The organism is Bacillus altaicus (genome assembly GCF_042136375.2).
Lineage (GTDB): Bacteria > Bacillota > Bacilli > Bacillales > Bacillaceae_G > Bacillus_A > Bacillus_A cereus_U.
In genome coordinates, this window is the sequence record NZ_CM143394.1 from 630,156 (window position 1) to 647,016 (window position 16,861).

Here is a 16,861-nt window from a genome sequence, read left to right on the forward strand (position 1 = left end):
TCTACGGCTCGAGATTTGGACGATTGTTGTCATAGTTACAAGACAAGTGGTACAATTATCATTAGGTTTATACATTTTAGTTTTTTTAATTAGGAGAAAAATTGGCATAACATAAATTTGATTTTTATAACGACTGATTGTAAAGAGAAAAAGAAAGCAATCGGAAGTTTTATTTTAATAAAAGAGGAGCGTATTTCCTATGATCGGTATTTTAAAAAAGGTATTTGATGTCAACCAACGCCAAATTAAACGTATGCAGAAGACAGTGGAGCAAATTGATGCATTAGAATCATCTATTAAGCCGCTAACTGATGAACAATTAAAAGGAAAGACGATTGAATTTAAAGAACGTCTAACAAAAGGTGAGACAGTAGATGATCTACTTCCTGAAGCTTTTGCGGTTGTTCGTGAAGCAGCAAATCGTGTTCTTGGAATGCGTCCATATGGCGTACAGCTAATGGGTGGTATCGCCTTACATGAAGGAAATATCTCTGAGATGAAAACAGGTGAAGGTAAAACGTTAACATCTACTTTACCTGTATATTTAAACGCATTAACAGGAAAAGGTGTTCACGTTGTTACAGTCAATGAATACTTAGCACAACGTGATGCAAGTGAAATGGGACAACTTCATGAGTTCCTTGGCCTAACTGTAGGGATTAACTTAAATAGTATGTCACGTGAAGAGAAAAAAGCCGCTTATGCTGCTGATATTACGTATAGCACAAATAACGAGCTTGGATTCGATTACTTACGTGACAACATGGTGTTATATAGAGAGCAGTGCGTTCAGCGTCCACTTAATTTTGCTATCATCGATGAAGTCGATTCCATTTTAGTCGATGAAGCGCGTACGCCGCTTATTATTTCTGGACAAGCTCAAAAATCAACAGAGCTATACATGTTTGCAAATGCATTCGTTCGTACATTAGAAAATGAAAAAGAATATTCATTTGATGTGAAAACGAAAAATGTAATGTTAACTGAAGATGGTATTACGAAAGCAGAGAAAGCTTTTCATATTGAAAACTTATTTGATTTAAAACATGTAGCACTTCTTCACCATATTAATCAGGGGCTTCGTGCACACGTTGTTATGCACCTTGATACAGATTATGTTGTACAAGAAGGCGAAATCGTAATCGTAGACCAATTCACTGGTCGTCTTATGAAAGGTCGTCGTTATAGCGAAGGTTTACACCAAGCTATTGAAGCAAAAGAAGGCGTAGAAATTCAAAATGAAAGTATGACGCTTGCAACAATTACGTTCCAGAACTACTTCCGTATGTACGAAAAATTATCTGGTATGACTGGTACAGCGAAAACGGAAGAAGAAGAATTCCGTAGTATTTACAATATGAATGTTATCGTAATTCCGACGAATCAAGATATTATTCGTGATGACCGTGCTGATTTAATCTTCAAATCAATGGAAGGTAAATTCAATGCAGTTGTTGAGGATATTGTAAATCGTCATAAGCAAGGGCAACCTATTCTTGTTGGTACAGTTGCAATTGAAACATCAGAGCTTATTTCAAAAATGTTAACACGTAAAGGTGTACGTCATAATATCTTAAACGCAAAAAACCATGCGCGTGAAGCAGATATCATTGCAGAAGCTGGTATGAAAGGCACTGTAACAATTGCGACGAATATGGCTGGTCGTGGTACGGATATTAAGTTAGGCGACGATATTAGAAACGTTGGCCTAGCAGTTATCGGTACAGAGCGTCACGAAAGTCGTCGTATTGATAATCAGTTACGTGGTCGTTCTGGTCGTCAAGGAGACCCTGGTGTAACACAGTTCTACTTATCAATGGAAGATGAACTAATGCGCCGCTTCGGTTCTGACAATATGAAAGCGATGATGGATCGCCTTGGTATGGATGATTCACAGCCAATCGAAAGTAAAATGGTTTCTCGTGCGGTAGAATCTGCGCAAAAACGTGTGGAAGGAAATAACTATGATGCACGTAAACAGCTATTGCAATACGACGATGTACTTCGTCAACAACGTGAAGTAATTTATAAACAGCGTCAAGAAGTAATGGATTCAGAGAACTTACGCAGCATTATTGAAGGTATGATGAAATCTACGATAGAACGTGCTGTTGCACTTCATACGCAAGAAGAAATCGAAGAAGATTGGAGCATTAAAGGTCTTGTCGATTACTTAAATACAAACCTTCTTGAAGAAGGAGATGTAAAAGAAGAAGAGTTACGTCGCCTTGCTCCAGAAGAAATGAGCGAATCAATTATCGCGAAATTGTTAGAGCGTTATAACGAAAGAGAGAAGCTTCTACCTGAAGAGCAGACGCGTGAATTCGAAAAGGTTGTTGTATTCCGTGTTGTAGATACGAAATGGACAGATCATATCGATGCAATGGATCACCTTCGTGAAGGTATTCATTTACGTGCTTACGGACAAATCGATCCACTTCGTGAATACCAAATGGAAGGATTCGCAATGTTCGAGTCGATGATCGCTTCTATTGAAGAGGAAATCTCTCGTTACATTATGAAAGCTGAAATTGAGCAAAACTTAGAGCGTCAAGAAGTTGTTCAAGGTGAAGCTGTTCATCCATCAAGCGATGGCGAAGACGCGAAGAAAAAACCGGTTGTAAAAGGTGACCAAATGGGACGCAACGATTTATGTAAATGCGGTAGTGGCAAGAAATATAAAAACTGTTGTGGCATTGGGCAGTAATAGGGAACTGTAGTTTAGGCTGCTTTGCAAACTTTTACATCAAAAATGTATAATGAAAAGGTTTAAACTCTCTCCGTAATAAGTGGAGAGAGTTTCCCTTGTTTTCATATGAAAGTAACAGCAATTACATAGAGGTGAAGGAAATGGAATTAGTAGAAATTAGGCAAGAATTAGAAAAAATGGCTAAGAGATTATCGGCTTTTAGGGGGTCTCTTTGACCTCCCTACTAAGGAAAAACAAATTGCAGAATTAGAAGAAACGATGATGGGCGCTGGATTTTGGGATGACCAACAAGGCGCACAAGCTGTAATTAATGAAGCGAATGCGCTGAAAGATATGGTTGGAAGGTTCCGTCAGTTAGATGAGACGTTCGAAAACTTAGAAATGACGCATGACCTACTTAAAGAAGAGTATGATGAAGATTTACATGAGGAATTAGAATCTGAAGTGAAAACTTTAATTCAAGAAATGAATGAGTACGAGCTTCAGCTACTATTAAGCGATCCTTATGATAAAAATAACGCTATTTTAGAATTACACCCAGGTGCAGGTGGAACAGAGTCACAAGACTGGGGTTCTATGTTATTACGTATGTACACACGCTGGGCTGAGAAACGTGGGTTTAAAGTAGAAACGGTTGACTACTTACCGGGCGATGAAGCTGGTATTAAGAGTGTTACATTATTAATTAAAGGTCATAACGCTTACGGTTACTTGAAAGCGGAGAAAGGTGTACATCGTCTTGTACGTATTTCACCGTTCGATTCTTCAGGTCGTCGTCATACATCGTTCGTATCTTGTGAAGTTGTACCTGAATTCAATGATGAAGTTGAAATTGAAGTGCGTACAGAAGATTTGAAAATAGATACGTATCGTGCAAGTGGTGCAGGCGGACAGCATGTTAATACGACAGATTCAGCAGTTCGTATAACGCATCTACCAACAAATACGGTTGTAACATGTCAGTCAGAGCGTTCTCAAATTAAAAACCGTGAACATGCGATGAAAATGCTGAAAGCGAAATTATATCAAAAGAAATTAGAAGAACAACAAGCACAATTAGATGAGATTCGCGGAGAGCAAAAAGAAATTGGATGGGGCAGCCAAATCCGTTCTTACGTATTCCACCCGTATTCTCTTGTGAAAGACCATCGTACAAATACAGAAGTTGGTAACGTACAAGCAGTTATGGATGGGGAAATTAATCCGTTTATTGATGCGTATTTACGTTCTCGTATTTAATAAGAGAAAAAGCCAACAGAATTGTTGGCACATGTTGAGGTCCAAGAGGATATAAAGAGGCTTATCTTATTTATATTGATGAAATAAAGAGGAAGAGAAGTTGGAGGCGACAACTTCTCTTTTTGATGAGATTACATGTAGAATACAATGCCGTATATTGTTTTGTAAAAAGTAGAGAATAGTAAAACAGAGCGGTAATAGAGTAGGGCTTTATATAGGGATTCTCATTTTTGGTTTGGAGAAAAAGGCTCTTTATAGAACTTTTTAAGGTGTTCACAGAATTGAAACAATTTATGAAAGCTTATTTTATTAGGCTTCTCACTATATTTGTGAAAAATATGAAATATACCTTAGTTTTTCTATATAAAGATAATGCTTATAATGAATATTGAATGTGTTATGAAAACTATTGCCTAGTTATGAATGAAAAGAATATCAACAATGGGGAGTGATAGAAGTGAAAAAGAAATTGTTGGCTATTACGCTGGGGACATCAGTCGTTTTTGCTTTAGGAGCATGTGGAAATAAAGAAGAGAGTAAACCATCAAAACAATCTGCAAGCACAGATAGCGCAGAACAAATTTACCAAAAAAGTTGTATAGGTTGTCACGCTAAAGATTTATCAGGAGCAACGGGACCAGATTTACGAAAAGTAGGACAGAAATACGACGCAGCAGATATTGAAAAGGTTATTGAAAAAGGTCGCGGTTCAATGTCACCAGGAATTATTCAAGGTGAAGATGCGAAAAAAGTAGCTGAATGGTTAGCGGAGCATAAATAAGAAACGTAATTAATAAACGAGCTGATTGTATAACTTGACCGAAAAGTGCTTCGAGTTAAGTAATTACAGGAGCTCGTTTACCTTTTGTTGAGATGTAACATAACTGTAACAAAATTGTATCCGAACTGGAAACCGATTGATGTTACAATGGGGTTTGTAGAATTTTGATGAAATATATTACATAGAGTAGCGTTGCTAATAAAAAGCATGTATGGAAGCTACCTTCAACAAGAATGGTCGAGCGAAAATAAAGGTTTTTCTTTTATTTTCAAATGTACAGAAAAGTATTTCGAAAAAAATCATTAAGTATTGGGTGATAAATAATGATAAAAATGACGAATGTTTATAAGGAGTACCCAAATGGTATGAAAGCCATTGCTGGTCTCACAGTTAACATTAAACAAGGTGAATTCGTATACGTAGTTGGACCGAGTGGAGCCGGAAAATCTACATTTATTAAAATGATGTATCGTGAAGAGAAGCCATCTACAGGATCAATTAATGTAAATGGACTTGTAATTGAAACATTAGCAGAAAGAGATGTTCCATATTTCCGTCGTCAATTAGGCGTAATTTTCCAAGATTTTAAATTGCTACCTAAATTAACGGTATATGAGAATGTTGCGTTTGCTTTAGAAGTAATTGAAGAAGAACGAGATGCGATTCGTGAACGTGTTACAGAAGTGTTAGGTCTTGTAGGTCTAGATGATCGTGCAGATGCACTTCCAGGCGAACTTTCAGGCGGAGAGCAACAACGTGTGGCGATTGCAAGAGCGATTGTAAATAGACCAAAGGTTGTAATTGCTGATGAGCCAACAGGTAACTTAGATATTGAAACAGCGCTTGATATTATGAGTATTTTTAAACGTATTAATGAGCGTGGTACAACGATTGTTATGGCGACACATAACGCAGATATCGTAAATACAATTCGTCATCGTGTAATTGCAATTGAAGGCGGAAGAATTGTTCGAGACGAGATTGAGGGAGGATACGGATATGAAGGCTAAAACCCTTAGTCGACATTTGCGAGAAGGTGTGAAAAATCTATCCCGTAACGGATGGATGACATTTGCTTCTGTAAGTGCAGTAACAGTTACGTTATTACTTGTAGGTGTCTTTTTGGCAGCGATTATGAATATGAACCATTTTGCGACGAAAGTAGAGCAAGATGTAGAAATTCGTGTGCATGTTGATCCGGCAGCAAAAGAAGCTGATCAAAAGAAATTAGAAGAAGATATGAGTAAAATTGCGAAAGTAGATTCTATTAAATATTCTTCTAAAGAAGAAGAGTTGAAACGTTTAATTAAAAGCTTAGGCGATAGTGGAAAAACGTTCGAGTTATTTGAGCAAGATAATCCACTGAAAGATGTATTTGTTGTAAAGGCGAAAGAACCAACAGATACAGCGGCGATTGCGAAAAAGGTTGAGAAAATGCAGTTTGTAAGTAATGTTCAATACGGTAAAGGTCAAGTTGAAAAATTATTTGATACTGTAAAAACTGGTCGTAACATCGGGATTGCGTTAATTGCTGGTCTTCTATTCACAGCGATGTTCTTAATCTCTAACACAATTAAAATTACAATTTATGCTCGTAGTACTGAGATTGAAATTATGAAACTTGTTGGTGCAACAAACTGGTTTATTCGTTGGCCGTTCTTGTTAGAGGGATTATTCCTAGGAGTATTAGGATCAATTATTCCAATTGGCCTAATTTTAGTTATATATAATTCATTGCAAGGTGTGTTTAATGAAAAACTTGGCGGAACAATTTTCGAGCTTCTACCATACAACCCATTCGTATTCCAATTAGCTGGTTTATTAATGTTAATCGGTGCATTAATCGGTATGTGGGGAAGTGTAATGTCAATTCGTCGCTTCTTAAAAGTATAAAAAGTTGCAAACATAATTCGTACAAGCTTATCATATAGTAGAAATAGGTAAAGGCATCACACATCGTGTGATGCCTTTTGCTACACCACCTGTGTGTTCTGGAAAGGGGAATTCCGCATTGAAACGTAGAGTTGCAATTATTGGAATGGTTGTTGCATTTTTAATTGGTGCTGGCGGGATGTTTGGTGGTATGTACTGGCTTGGGATAAACCCAGCGTATGTAACGCAAACAGTATCGAATGGTAATGCTGGCACAGCACAAGGGAATTTGGCAAAGATTAATGAGGCGTATGCACTAATTGATTCACGTTATGTGGAAGACGTGAAAGACGACAAGTTAGTCGAAGGTGCGATACAAGGAATGTTGTCTACGCTGAAGGACCCTTATTCCACGTATATGGATAAAGAAACGGCAAAACAGTTTAGTCAGTCACTAGATCCTGAACTTGAAGGGATTGGAGCTGAAGTAAACAAGACGGACGGTAAGCTTATTATCGTATCGCCAATTAAAGGTTCACCAGCAGAAAAGATAGGAATTAAACCGAATGACCAAATTTTATCTGTAGATGGAAATAGTGTGAAAGATTTATCACGTGAAGAAGCAGTATTAAAAATTCGTGGTAAAAAAGGAACGACTGTTGCAATTGAAATTAAGCGCGCAGGAGTGGCTGATCCGATAGAATTTAAAATTAAGCGAGAAAAGATTCCGATTTTCACTGTATTTAGTTCCGTAAAGCAAGAGAGCGGAAAAGACATCGGTTATATGCAAATTACTTCTTTTGCTGAAAATACTGCGAAAGAATTTAAGGATCAGTTAAAAGAGTTAGAGAAGAAGCATATAACAGGCTTAGTTATTGACGTACGTGGCAATCCTGGTGGCTATTTAAATAGTGTAGAAGACATACTAGGAGACATCATGACAGATAAAAAGCCAATGCTACAAGTAGAACAGCGAAATGGTGAGAAGAAGAAATTCTCTACGGAACTGAAAGAAAGAAAGCCATATCCAATTTCAGTATTAATTGATAATGGAAGTGCTTCTGCTTCAGAGATTTTAGCGGGTGCGCTGAAAGAGGGAGAAGGATACGATTTAATTGGTGAAAAAACGTTTGGTAAAGGTACTGTCCAACAAGCTGTTCCATTTAAAGATGGTAGCAATATTAAATTAACAATGTTTAAATGGTTAACACCAGATGGCAATTGGATTCATAAAAAAGGAATCGCTCCAACTGTAGAAGTGAAGCAACCAGATTATTATCATGCGACACCAATTCAAATTGAAAAGACACTTTCATACAATTCAAATGATGTACAAGTAAAACATGCGCAAGAAATGCTTAAGAGCTTAGGCTATGTACCAGGACGTGAAGATGGGTACTTTAGCAAAGAGACAGAATCAGCACTAAAAGCATTCCAAAATGCGAATGAGATGGAAGCAACAGGACAACTCGATAAAAAGACAGCTGAAGCGCTTCAAACTAAAATTATTGAAAAAATCCGTTCTGGAGAAAATGATTTACAATTACAGACGGCATTGAAATTAATAGCGAAATAAGAAAGAATACAGGCACTTTGATGCCTGTATTTTTTATGTGTTAAACAAACATTTCTTTAGTTATGATAAGATAAAAAGAAAAAATGATATAAATGGTGGTGAATGAATTCGTGGAGGCATGGCTTTTTGAAATACTACGAGCAGTTGGACGTTTTTTCTTACACCCTGCTGTCTATGTATTTTTAATTAGTAGTATCTTCGTTGGATACTTACGTATATTACGAGAACGAAAAGATTTTTCTTTTAAAGTATATGATATTTGGTTTGAACTACGAACAACTCTATTTGCAGGTATTGGGTACGGATTAATCGTATCTATTATTACGATTGGACTCGGGCTAGTTGTTTCAAAAGCGAGTTTATGGGCAATTTTACTTTGGACGTTATTATTTGGATTAACTGCTATGTATCGATATTTATCTGTAGCTTATACTTTCGGAATCGCTATTGCACTCGTGTTGTTATCGTCTAAGATGCCAGTTTCCTTCTTACAGCTTGGAGAAGGTGAAGAGGGTACGATTGTATCCCTTGCTATTTTACTAGGCGTTATGCTCGTTGTAGAGGGGTTATTAATCTCTAAAAATGCGGTTCGCTATTCTACGCCAAAAATTAACAAAGGTAAGCGTGGGCTACGAATTGGACTACATGAATCAAATCGTTTATGGCTTGTACCAGTATTTATTCTTATACCAGGAGATGCGGTGACAGGATTTATTTCTTGGTGGCCTGTCGTTTCAATAGGTTCGACTACATACTCTTTATTCCTCGTACCATTTTTAATTGGATTTATGAGAAAAGTTAGAAGTTATGAGCCGACGGAAGCTTTATTATTTACAGGAAGACGTGTCTATGGATTAGCAGGGCTTGTACTCGTTTTAGGTATCGCAAGTTATTGGTGGCACGTACTTGCAATTATCGCGATGGGAGTCGCAATGCTTGGACGCTTTACAATCTCGATGCAAGAGAAAATTGCAGACGAGAAAAGACCAGCATACTTTGCCGCACGTAATGATGGACTTGTTGTGTTAGATACAATTCCGAATACAATTGGGGCAGAGATGAATTTAAAGCCTGGAGAAGTTATTACGAAAGTAAATGGAATCATTCCAAGAAGTACCGAAGAGTTTTATGACGCGCTTCAAACGAAGACGACAGGGGCGTTTTGTAAATTAGAAGTAGTAGATACAAATGGTGAGCTTCGTCTTGCTCAAACGGCGTTATATGCTGGGGGACATCACGAATTAGGTGTTGTGTTTGTCCAGCAAGAGCATGAGTGGGATTCGGAAGCGATGTAAAATAAAATGGAAACCTTCATTAAACACAGATGAAGGTTTTTTTTAGTTTCATAGACGGATAACTTGAATAATTATTTGATAATGGTTATCATTTAGAGAGTCTTTTAATTTGGAAAAGGGAGGAAAGATATGTTACGTAAATTTTTTTCTTACTATAAACCATATAAAGGTTTATTCATACTTGATTTTTCCTGTGCAGTTATCGCAGGCTTACTCGAACTTGGTTTCCCGCTTATCGTAAATCAATTTATTGATAAGTTATTACCAGGGCAAAACTGGACGCTTATTTTATGGGCTTGTTTCGGTTTATTTGCAGTTTACGTGTTAAATACAGGTTTGCAATACGTTGTTACATATTGGGGACATATGCTTGGTATTAACATTGAAACTGATATGAGACAGAAATTATTTGATCACATTCAAAAGCTATCATTCAGATTTTTTGATAATAATAAAACAGGTCATTTAATTTCACGCCTTACAAACGATTTAATGGAAATTGGGGAAATTGCTCACCATGGACCAGAAGATTTATTCATTGCTATTATGACTTTAGTCGGAGCATTTTCATTTATGATGATGATTAACTGGAAGTTAGCACTTCTAACATTCTTCGTAATCCCGTTCTTATTATGGTTGGCACTTTACTTCAATAAAAAAATGACAGGTACGTTTAGACGTTTATTCGCAGACGTTGCTGATTTCAATGCATGTATCGAGAACAATGTTGGTGGTATCCGCGTTGTACAAGCATTCGGAAATGAAAAGTTTGAGAAAGAGCAATTTGCTGTAAATAATGCTCGTTTCCGTACAACAAAATTAATGGCGTATAAAATTATGGCGTTAAATTCATCTATTAGTTATATGCTGATGCGTCTTGTAACACTCTTTGTATTAATATGTGGTACATGGTTTGTTCTGCAAGGTGAATTAACGTACGGCGGATTTATTGGATTCGTTTTATTAACGAATATTTTCTTCCGCCCAATTGAAAAGATTAATGCGGTTATTGAAAGTTATCCGAAAGGAATCGCTGGTTTTAAAAGATATGTAGAGCTTCTGGAAACAGAGCCGGATATTGGAGATTCTAAAGATGCAATCGAAGTTAAACATGTACACGGCGACATTCAATACAATAACATCACGTTCGGATATGAAAATAAAGAGCCGATTTTAAACGATATTAGTTTGAAAATACATGCAGGTGAAACAGTTGCTTTCGTTGGGCCATCAGGGGCAGGGAAAACAACATTATGTAGTTTATTACCGCGTTTTTATGAACACTCATCTGGATCGATTCAAATTGATGGCATTGATACGAAAGAGATGACGCTATCGTCACTTCGTAAGCAAATCGGAATTGTGCAGCAAGATGTTTTCTTATTCTCAGGAACAATTCGTGAAAATATCGCTTACGGAAACTTAAAAGCTTCAGAATCTGAAATTTGGCAGGCGGTAAAACGTGCCCAGTTGGAGGACTTAATTTACTCGCAACCAGACGGTTTAGATACAGTTATTGGTGAGCGTGGTGTGAAACTTTCAGGAGGGCAAAAGCAACGCTTAGCAATTGCCCGTATGTTCTTGAAGAATCCGCCAATTTTAATTTTAGATGAAGCAACTTCTGCGCTAGATACAGAGACGGAACTTGCGATTCAAAAATCACTTGCTGAACTATCTGTCGGTCGTACAACGTTAGTTATCGCTCATAGGCTTGCAACTATTAAAAATGCGGATCGCATCGTCGTTGTAAATAAAGATGGTATTGCAGAACAAGGTTCACATGCTGAATTAATTGAGCGTGGCGGAGGGTATAGCAGGTTATACGAAGCACAGTTTAGTTTGTAAATATAATTTTTGCTGAATTAGTGCACCATAAGTAAGTGGAAATCTTATATGGGAGGCTATAAAGCATGATTGTAACAACAACTTCTACCATTCAAGGAAAAGAAATTATTGATTATATCGATATCGTCAATGGCGAAGCAATTATGGGGGCGAATATCGTGCGTGACCTTTTCGCTTCTGTCCGTGACGTTGTCGGTGGCCGTGCAGGCGCTTACGAAAGTAAATTAAAAGAAGCGCGCGACATTGCAATGGAAGAGATGAAAACTCTCGCAAGACAAAAAAATGCGAACGCCATTGTTGGTATCGACGTGGACTACGAAGTAGTTCGCGAAGGGATGCTAATGGTTGCGGTGAGTGGGACTGCTGTCCGTATATAGGTAAAAAGCCGTGCTGGTGCACGGCTTTTTACTGTTATTGATGCTAATATCGGGCTTAAATCGATATTCTATGTCGAAGTTTCAATATTTCTTGGGAAATGCGGAAGGCCCTGTCGATATATAGGGAAGACATTAGAGCGCTTCTTTACACTTTCGAATTTGAACTAATACTGTTTCGTATTCTTGTTCGAGAGATGTGATGTCATCGTGATGATTTGGTATGGAAATTCGGCCGATGATTTCTGTTAGTTTTGTTTGTAACCGTAATAATTCTTGTTCAGTAACGTTTACAGAATCCCCAGTTGTTCTTTTTGTGTAATGCTCGTAATTACCGTGGAATACTCTTGGTTCACTCTCATCTACTTGTATAATATGGTCTGCAACAGATCGAATAAAGGCGCGGTCATGGCTAATGAAAAGTATTGTGCCAGGATATTCTTGTAACATAATTTCTAATTCTTCTTGTGTTGCTAAGTCTAAATAGTTTGTTGGTTCATCGAGCAGAAGCATATTATAGTTTCCTAAAAATACTTTTGCGAGTGCAACCTTCATGCGTTCTCCACCACTTAAGACGTGCACAGGTTTATGAACATCTTCACGGCGGAATAGGAGCCTTGCAAGTATTGTTCGAACGAACGATTCTGTATAGTTTGTTTCTTCTAGAACGTTTTCTAAAATTGTTTTATCTGTTTTTAAAATAGATAATGTTTGTTCAAAGTATCCAATTTTACAACTTTTCGAAAGCTGAATGCCACGCTCGTTCGCGAGAAGCATTTTGAACAAAGTTGTTTTTCCGCTTCCGTTTGCCCCTAAAATAGCAAGCTTTGCCCCAGGGACAATTGTTCCATTCATATTTTTAAATAGTGTGCGATCCCCTATTTTCTTCGTTGTTTTATTAAACTGAACAACTGCTTTACTATGAATTGGTGTGTGGTATTGTACGTCAAACTGAGCTTGAGAAAAGTCTTTCGGCTTTTCTTTCTTTTCTAACTTTTCGAGGCGTGTTTCTAGTGCTTTCGCTACTTTGCTAACATTTTCTTGCCCATGAGCCCCACTTAACTTATAAAGTTTAGATTCAGATGAACTGAACCGTGTTGGGATTTTTGTCATGCTAGAAGCACGTTGCTTTCTTTGTGAAATTGACTGTTCTAACCGATTTTTTTCTTGTATATATTGATCATATTCTGCTTGCTTTTGTATTCGCTCACGTTCTTTTTGCTTTCGATAGTTTGAATAATTCCCTTTGTACTCTTGAATAGTACCGTCTTCAACTTCGATGATTTTTGTACATATGGCATCTAAAAAATCACGATCATGCGATATTAAAACAAGTGCACCGTTATAAGATAAAAATGCCTTTTCTAATTGCTCTGTACCAAACATATCTAAGTGACTTGTTGGCTCATCAGCAAATAGAATGCCTGCATCTTGTTCGAGGGCATGGGCGATCTTTAGGCGCATTCGTTCACCGCCGCTCATTGAATTTGCGACGCTTGAAATATTCCATTTTCCTTTAGCGAGGGAAGAAGCGATTTCCGGTATTTCTTCGCTAAGCTGAGGAATGATGGCGATAGAACTATGATGAGTTACTGTTCCTTTGTCAGCTTCTATTTCTTTACTTAATATTTGTAATAACGTAGATTTTCCAGCTCCGTTGACTCCGACAATTCCTATACGATCGTTTGCTTGAATTTCTAGTGATGGTAACGTAAATATGGTGCGATCACCAAAGCTCTTTTCGATATTACGTGCGATTAAAATAGTCATAAAAAAACCTCCCTAGTGTCACTAGAGAGGATAAAAGTCGCCCTTCAATGTAAAAATCGTACATAAATAAACGATTTTTCACATGATCGTATCGAAAGAAAGTATCGACAAATGGACAGACTAATCCCCTGCTAGTTTTCATCATTTTTGTTCACTATTTGTGATGGATGAAATAAATAAGAGAATTAGAACTTCATTGGTCAAAGTACCTTCCTTTCATAATATTATTTTTATTGTATGCGCATACAAATGGATTTGTCAAACTTATTTCTGGGTGCTATTTTTGAATTTATTATTATACAATTGTGCTTTTGCCAGCGCCTCAGCATCGTTCTTGATTTCATCTAGTCCATTCGCATCCCCAATAATATACCCTTCAAATGATGAACCAACAAAATCAAAGATATATTGAAACTGGGCGATAAGCGGCAATGCTTTCAGTTTTGGACTGTCTCCGCCAACGATGACAACGTACATTTTTTTGCCTTTCATTTTTTCTTTGAAATGAAGAGATTTATCACGCAAGCTTTGTGACCAGCGATCAACGAAGTTCTTCATGTGGCCGCTCATTCCGTACCAGTATAGCGGTGTAGCGAAGATAATCGTGTCGTGCTCTAGCATGCGCTCAATTAACTGTTGATAGTCATCATTTACAGGTTGAAATCCTTCTGCATCATGACGCTGATCTATGATTGGGTGGACGATATGATCACGCAAGTAAATTTGTTCTGTTTCAATTCCATCAATCACCATATGTGTTAAAGCTTCCGTATTTCCGTTTTGTCTTGAACTACCATGTATAACAAACATGTAATCATCCCTTTTCTTTTGCTGGTTTTAGGAGTGAAACGTGTTTTTGCAAGTTGGCTTGAATACTAGAGAGCAATTCGATTTGTTTCGTAACTTCACATAGTTTATCTTCGTAAAGTGTAAGAATACTACTGCATGGGTTTTCGTATAAATGTGGCTCGATTTCGAGGCAGCGCAGCATTCTTGCTGTTTCTTCTAAGTTTAGGCCAAGTTGTAAGTACATTTGAATAAGCTCTACTCTTTCGATGGCACTCTTGTCAAAATCACGATAACCATTTTCAAGGCGCTTTGAAGGGAGTAATCCCTTTTCTTCGTAATGTCTTAGTGAACGTTCACTAACCCCAGTTTTCTTTGATAACACCCCAATTTGCACTGCGTTTCACTCCTTTTAAAGATATTGTAAACCTTCACACTAATGTAAAGGTCAACTCTGTTTTTTTGCAAAAGAATCTACATGATTTAAAAAGACTTGAATAGCTTTAGACGGGATAAAATATTTGCCGCGCACGATGGAGAATGGGCGGATTAGCCTTTCGTCCGGAACAGGGACGTGGAATATTTCTTTTGCCAACAGTTCTTTTCGAACAGTCCAATCCGAAAGTATAGCGATGCCAAGCCCGGCAGCGACGGCTTCCTTCACGCTCTGAATACTGCTGAATGTAAAGAAGCGTTTCATTTTTAAGTGATGTTGGTGTATAAAGCGATCGCTATAGGCACGTGTGCCAGAACCGCTTTCCCTTAATACCCAGACTTGATCTTGCAATGTATTTTCGTTAATTCCCTCGATATGGAGCAATGGGTGGTTTGGCGGGACGACGAGTTTCATTTCATCTTGCATAAAAGTTTCAACATCTACGTCAGCGTATACGACTTGCCCTTCCACTAAGCCGATATCAATTTGATTAGAGCGAAGGCTTTGTAAAACTTCTTCTGTATTGGAGATAAATGTATGAACTTCGACATGTGTATTTTCATTGGCAAAGCGCGCAAGTATTTTCGGAAGTAAGTATTCGCCAATTGTGAAGCTAGCGCCGATTCGCAGCGTTCCCGTTACGACGTTGTGCAATTCATTAATTTCTTGTTTCGCATCTTCATAAAGTGAAAGCATTTGCTTTGCGTGTATGTATAATATGTTTCCAGCTTCCGTAACTTGGACGTGCTTTGGGGAGCGCTGAATAAGTGTAGTCCCCAATTCATTTTCCAGGTTGCGAATGTGCATACTAACGCCGGGTTGTGAAAGGTTTAATAGTTCCGCAGCACGCGAAAAATGTTTTTGTTCAACGACAGTAACAAATATTTTTAAAATGTCGACGTTCATTTGTTAGGCCCCTTTATTTTTATTTTCATTTTATCATAAGTATTTCTGATGATAGGGATTCAAAATTGATATTAAACTTATTATAAAAATTCTCTTATAATGTAACTAGAAAGAACATGCATGTTCCAATACGATTATTGGGGTGGTATAAAGTGGAACAAACACTTGTTATACAAAAGAAGAAGGGCTTTGGATTTTCGCAAGGTGTTGGGATTACGTTATTAATCGCAATCGCCGCGAAATATTTAGCAGAGCTTCCATTTTTAAATATTATGGGACAATTAGTAATCGCTATTCTAATCGGGATGGTTTGGCGCGCGGCAATCGGGATTCCTCAAGAAGCGATAGCGGGAACGAACTTTGCGAGTAAGAAGTTGCTACGCTTTGGGATCATCTTACTTGGAATGCGGTTAAACCTTGTAGATATTGCAAAGGCGGGGCCGAAAGTATTGGTCATCGCAGCGGTTGTTATTACATTTACAATTTTTGTTGTATATGGGCTAACGAAAGTGTTTAAAGTAGAAAAGAAACTTGGAATTTTAACGGCATGCGGAACGGCAATTTGTGGTGCGGCTGCGGTCGTGGCAATTGCACCGCAAGTGAAAGCGAAAGATGAAGAAACAGCGGTTGGGGCAGCGATTATTGCAATTTTAGGTACAATATTTACACTTATTTATACGCTATTATACCCAGTGCTTGGCTTTTCTCCGTACGGTTACGGCGTGTTCTCAGGTGCGACATTGCACGAAATCGCTCATGTTATCGCTGCTGCGGCGCCAGGAGGTAGCACGGCTGTAGACATCGCGGTTATTGTGAAATTAACGCGCGTAGCGATGCTTGTGCCAGTAGCGATTTTAATTGGATTATGGTTTGGAAAGAGCGAGGACAGCAAAGAAAAAAGATCGTGGCGCGACCTTCCGATTCCTTGGTTCATCTTCGGATTTTTAGCAATGAGTGCGGTGCATTCGCTTGGGATTATCCCAGAAGTTGTTGCCGGATATATTGTAGTAATTGCGTACATGCTTATTGCAATGGCGATGGCAGGGCTAGGTTTAAATGTAGAGTTTAAAACATTCCGCAAATTAGGAAGTAGGGCATTCGTGGCAGGGCTAATTGGCTCGGTTTGCCTTTCGGTACTTGGGTATGTTCTTGTATATGCATTAGGATTTATGTAGTAAGACGAAGAAGCTGTCCCAAAGGATATTTTGGGACAGCTTCTTTCTTATGCCTATAGTGCTACGGATGTCGATATTTGTCGGTAAGTCGATATA

Annotated in this window: 14 protein-coding genes; 10 read left to right on the forward strand and 4 right to left on the reverse strand. The window is 38.0% G+C overall.

The features are described 5' to 3' along the window. The first annotated feature begins 199 nt into the window (after nt 1-199). The 9 genes from secA (at nt 200) to ACE38F_RS03180 (ending at nt 11,695) form a co-directional block, all read left to right on the forward strand. Nucleotides 200-2,707: a preprotein translocase subunit SecA gene (secA, locus tag ACE38F_RS03140; protein WP_215554720.1), complete on the forward strand. Its 2,508-nt coding sequence runs from the start codon at nt 200-202 to the stop codon at nt 2,705-2,707. A 143-nt stretch (nt 2,708-2,850) separates the two neighbouring features. Then, nucleotides 2,851-3,949, forward strand: a protein-coding gene (prfB, locus tag ACE38F_RS03145; RefSeq protein ID WP_215554719.1) for a peptide chain release factor 2 whose coding sequence is annotated in 2 segments (ribosomal slippage) — nt 2,851-2,922 and nt 2,924-3,949 — 1,098 coding nt in all. Because the reading frame shifts where the segments join, the coding sequence is not laid out codon by codon here. Nucleotides 3,950-4,406: 457 nt separating this feature from the next. Then, nucleotides 4,407-4,730 carry a cytochrome c551 gene (cccB, locus tag ACE38F_RS03150; protein WP_215554718.1) on the forward strand — a complete coding sequence of 108 codons (324 nt, stop codon included), beginning with the start codon at nt 4,407-4,409 and terminating at the stop codon, nt 4,728-4,730. A 323-nt stretch (nt 4,731-5,053) separates the two neighbouring features. Then, on the forward strand, nt 5,054-5,740 hold the full coding sequence (gene ftsE / locus ACE38F_RS03155) for a cell division ATP-binding protein FtsE (RefSeq protein ID WP_088079716.1): 687 nt from the start codon (nt 5,054-5,056) through the stop codon (nt 5,738-5,740). Beyond that, complete coding sequence (gene ftsX, locus ACE38F_RS03160; protein WP_215554717.1) at nt 5,730-6,623, forward strand: permease-like cell division protein FtsX; 894 nt, start codon at nt 5,730-5,732, stop codon at nt 6,621-6,623. The genes ftsE and ftsX overlap by 11 nt, the downstream gene beginning before the upstream one ends. A 118-nt stretch (nt 6,624-6,741) precedes the next feature. After that, the gene (locus tag ACE38F_RS03165; protein WP_087947307.1) at nt 6,742-8,178 is read left to right on the forward strand and encodes a S41 family peptidase; all 1,437 of its coding nucleotides are present in this window, start codon (nt 6,742-6,744) and stop codon (nt 8,176-8,178) included. Between the two features lie 110 nt (nt 8,179-8,288). After that, the gene (locus ACE38F_RS03170) at nt 8,289-9,473 is read left to right on the forward strand and encodes a PDZ domain-containing protein (RefSeq protein WP_375370214.1); all 1,185 of its coding nucleotides are present in this window, start codon (nt 8,289-8,291) and stop codon (nt 9,471-9,473) included. A gap of 129 nt (nt 9,474-9,602) precedes the next feature. Continuing rightward, complete coding sequence (locus ACE38F_RS03175) at nt 9,603-11,318, forward strand: ABC transporter ATP-binding protein (RefSeq protein ID WP_215554715.1); 1,716 nt, start codon at nt 9,603-9,605, stop codon at nt 11,316-11,318. A gap of 65 nt (nt 11,319-11,383) precedes the next feature. Further along, nucleotides 11,384-11,695, forward strand: coding sequence for a YbjQ family protein (locus ACE38F_RS03180; protein ID WP_002112849.1), 312 nt, complete (start codon nt 11,384-11,386; stop codon nt 11,693-11,695). Between the two features lie 132 nt (nt 11,696-11,827). Here ACE38F_RS03180 and abc-f read toward each other — a convergent pair whose 3' ends face one another. The 4 genes from abc-f to ACE38F_RS03200 all read right to left on the reverse strand — a co-directional run bounded on the left by abc-f (nt 11,828) and on the right by ACE38F_RS03200 (nt 15,590). Next, entirely contained in the window at nt 11,828-13,462 is a 1,635-nt protein-coding gene (gene abc-f / locus ACE38F_RS03185) for a ribosomal protection-like ABC-F family protein (protein WP_375370213.1), read from the reverse strand. A gap of 264 nt (nt 13,463-13,726) precedes the next feature. Then, a complete protein-coding gene (locus ACE38F_RS03190; protein WP_375370212.1) occupies nt 13,727-14,272 on the reverse strand; it encodes a flavodoxin family protein in 546 nt (181 codons plus the stop codon). Between the two features lie 4 nt (nt 14,273-14,276). Further along, the gene (locus ACE38F_RS03195; RefSeq protein WP_375370211.1) at nt 14,277-14,645 is read right to left on the reverse strand and encodes a MerR family transcriptional regulator; all 369 of its coding nucleotides are present in this window, start codon (nt 14,643-14,645) and stop codon (nt 14,277-14,279) included. A gap of 51 nt (nt 14,646-14,696) precedes the next feature. Then, nucleotides 14,697-15,590, reverse strand: a complete 894-nt coding sequence (locus ACE38F_RS03200) for a LysR family transcriptional regulator (RefSeq protein ID WP_375370210.1) — start codon at nt 15,588-15,590, stop codon at nt 14,697-14,699. 152 nt (nt 15,591-15,742) lie between these two features. Here ACE38F_RS03200 and ACE38F_RS03205 point away from each other — a divergent pair, with 152 nt between their 5' ends. Then, nucleotides 15,743-16,765, forward strand: a complete 1,023-nt coding sequence (locus ACE38F_RS03205) for a YeiH family protein (RefSeq protein ID WP_375370209.1) — start codon at nt 15,743-15,745, stop codon at nt 16,763-16,765. Nucleotides 16,766-16,861: the final 96 nt, after the last annotated feature.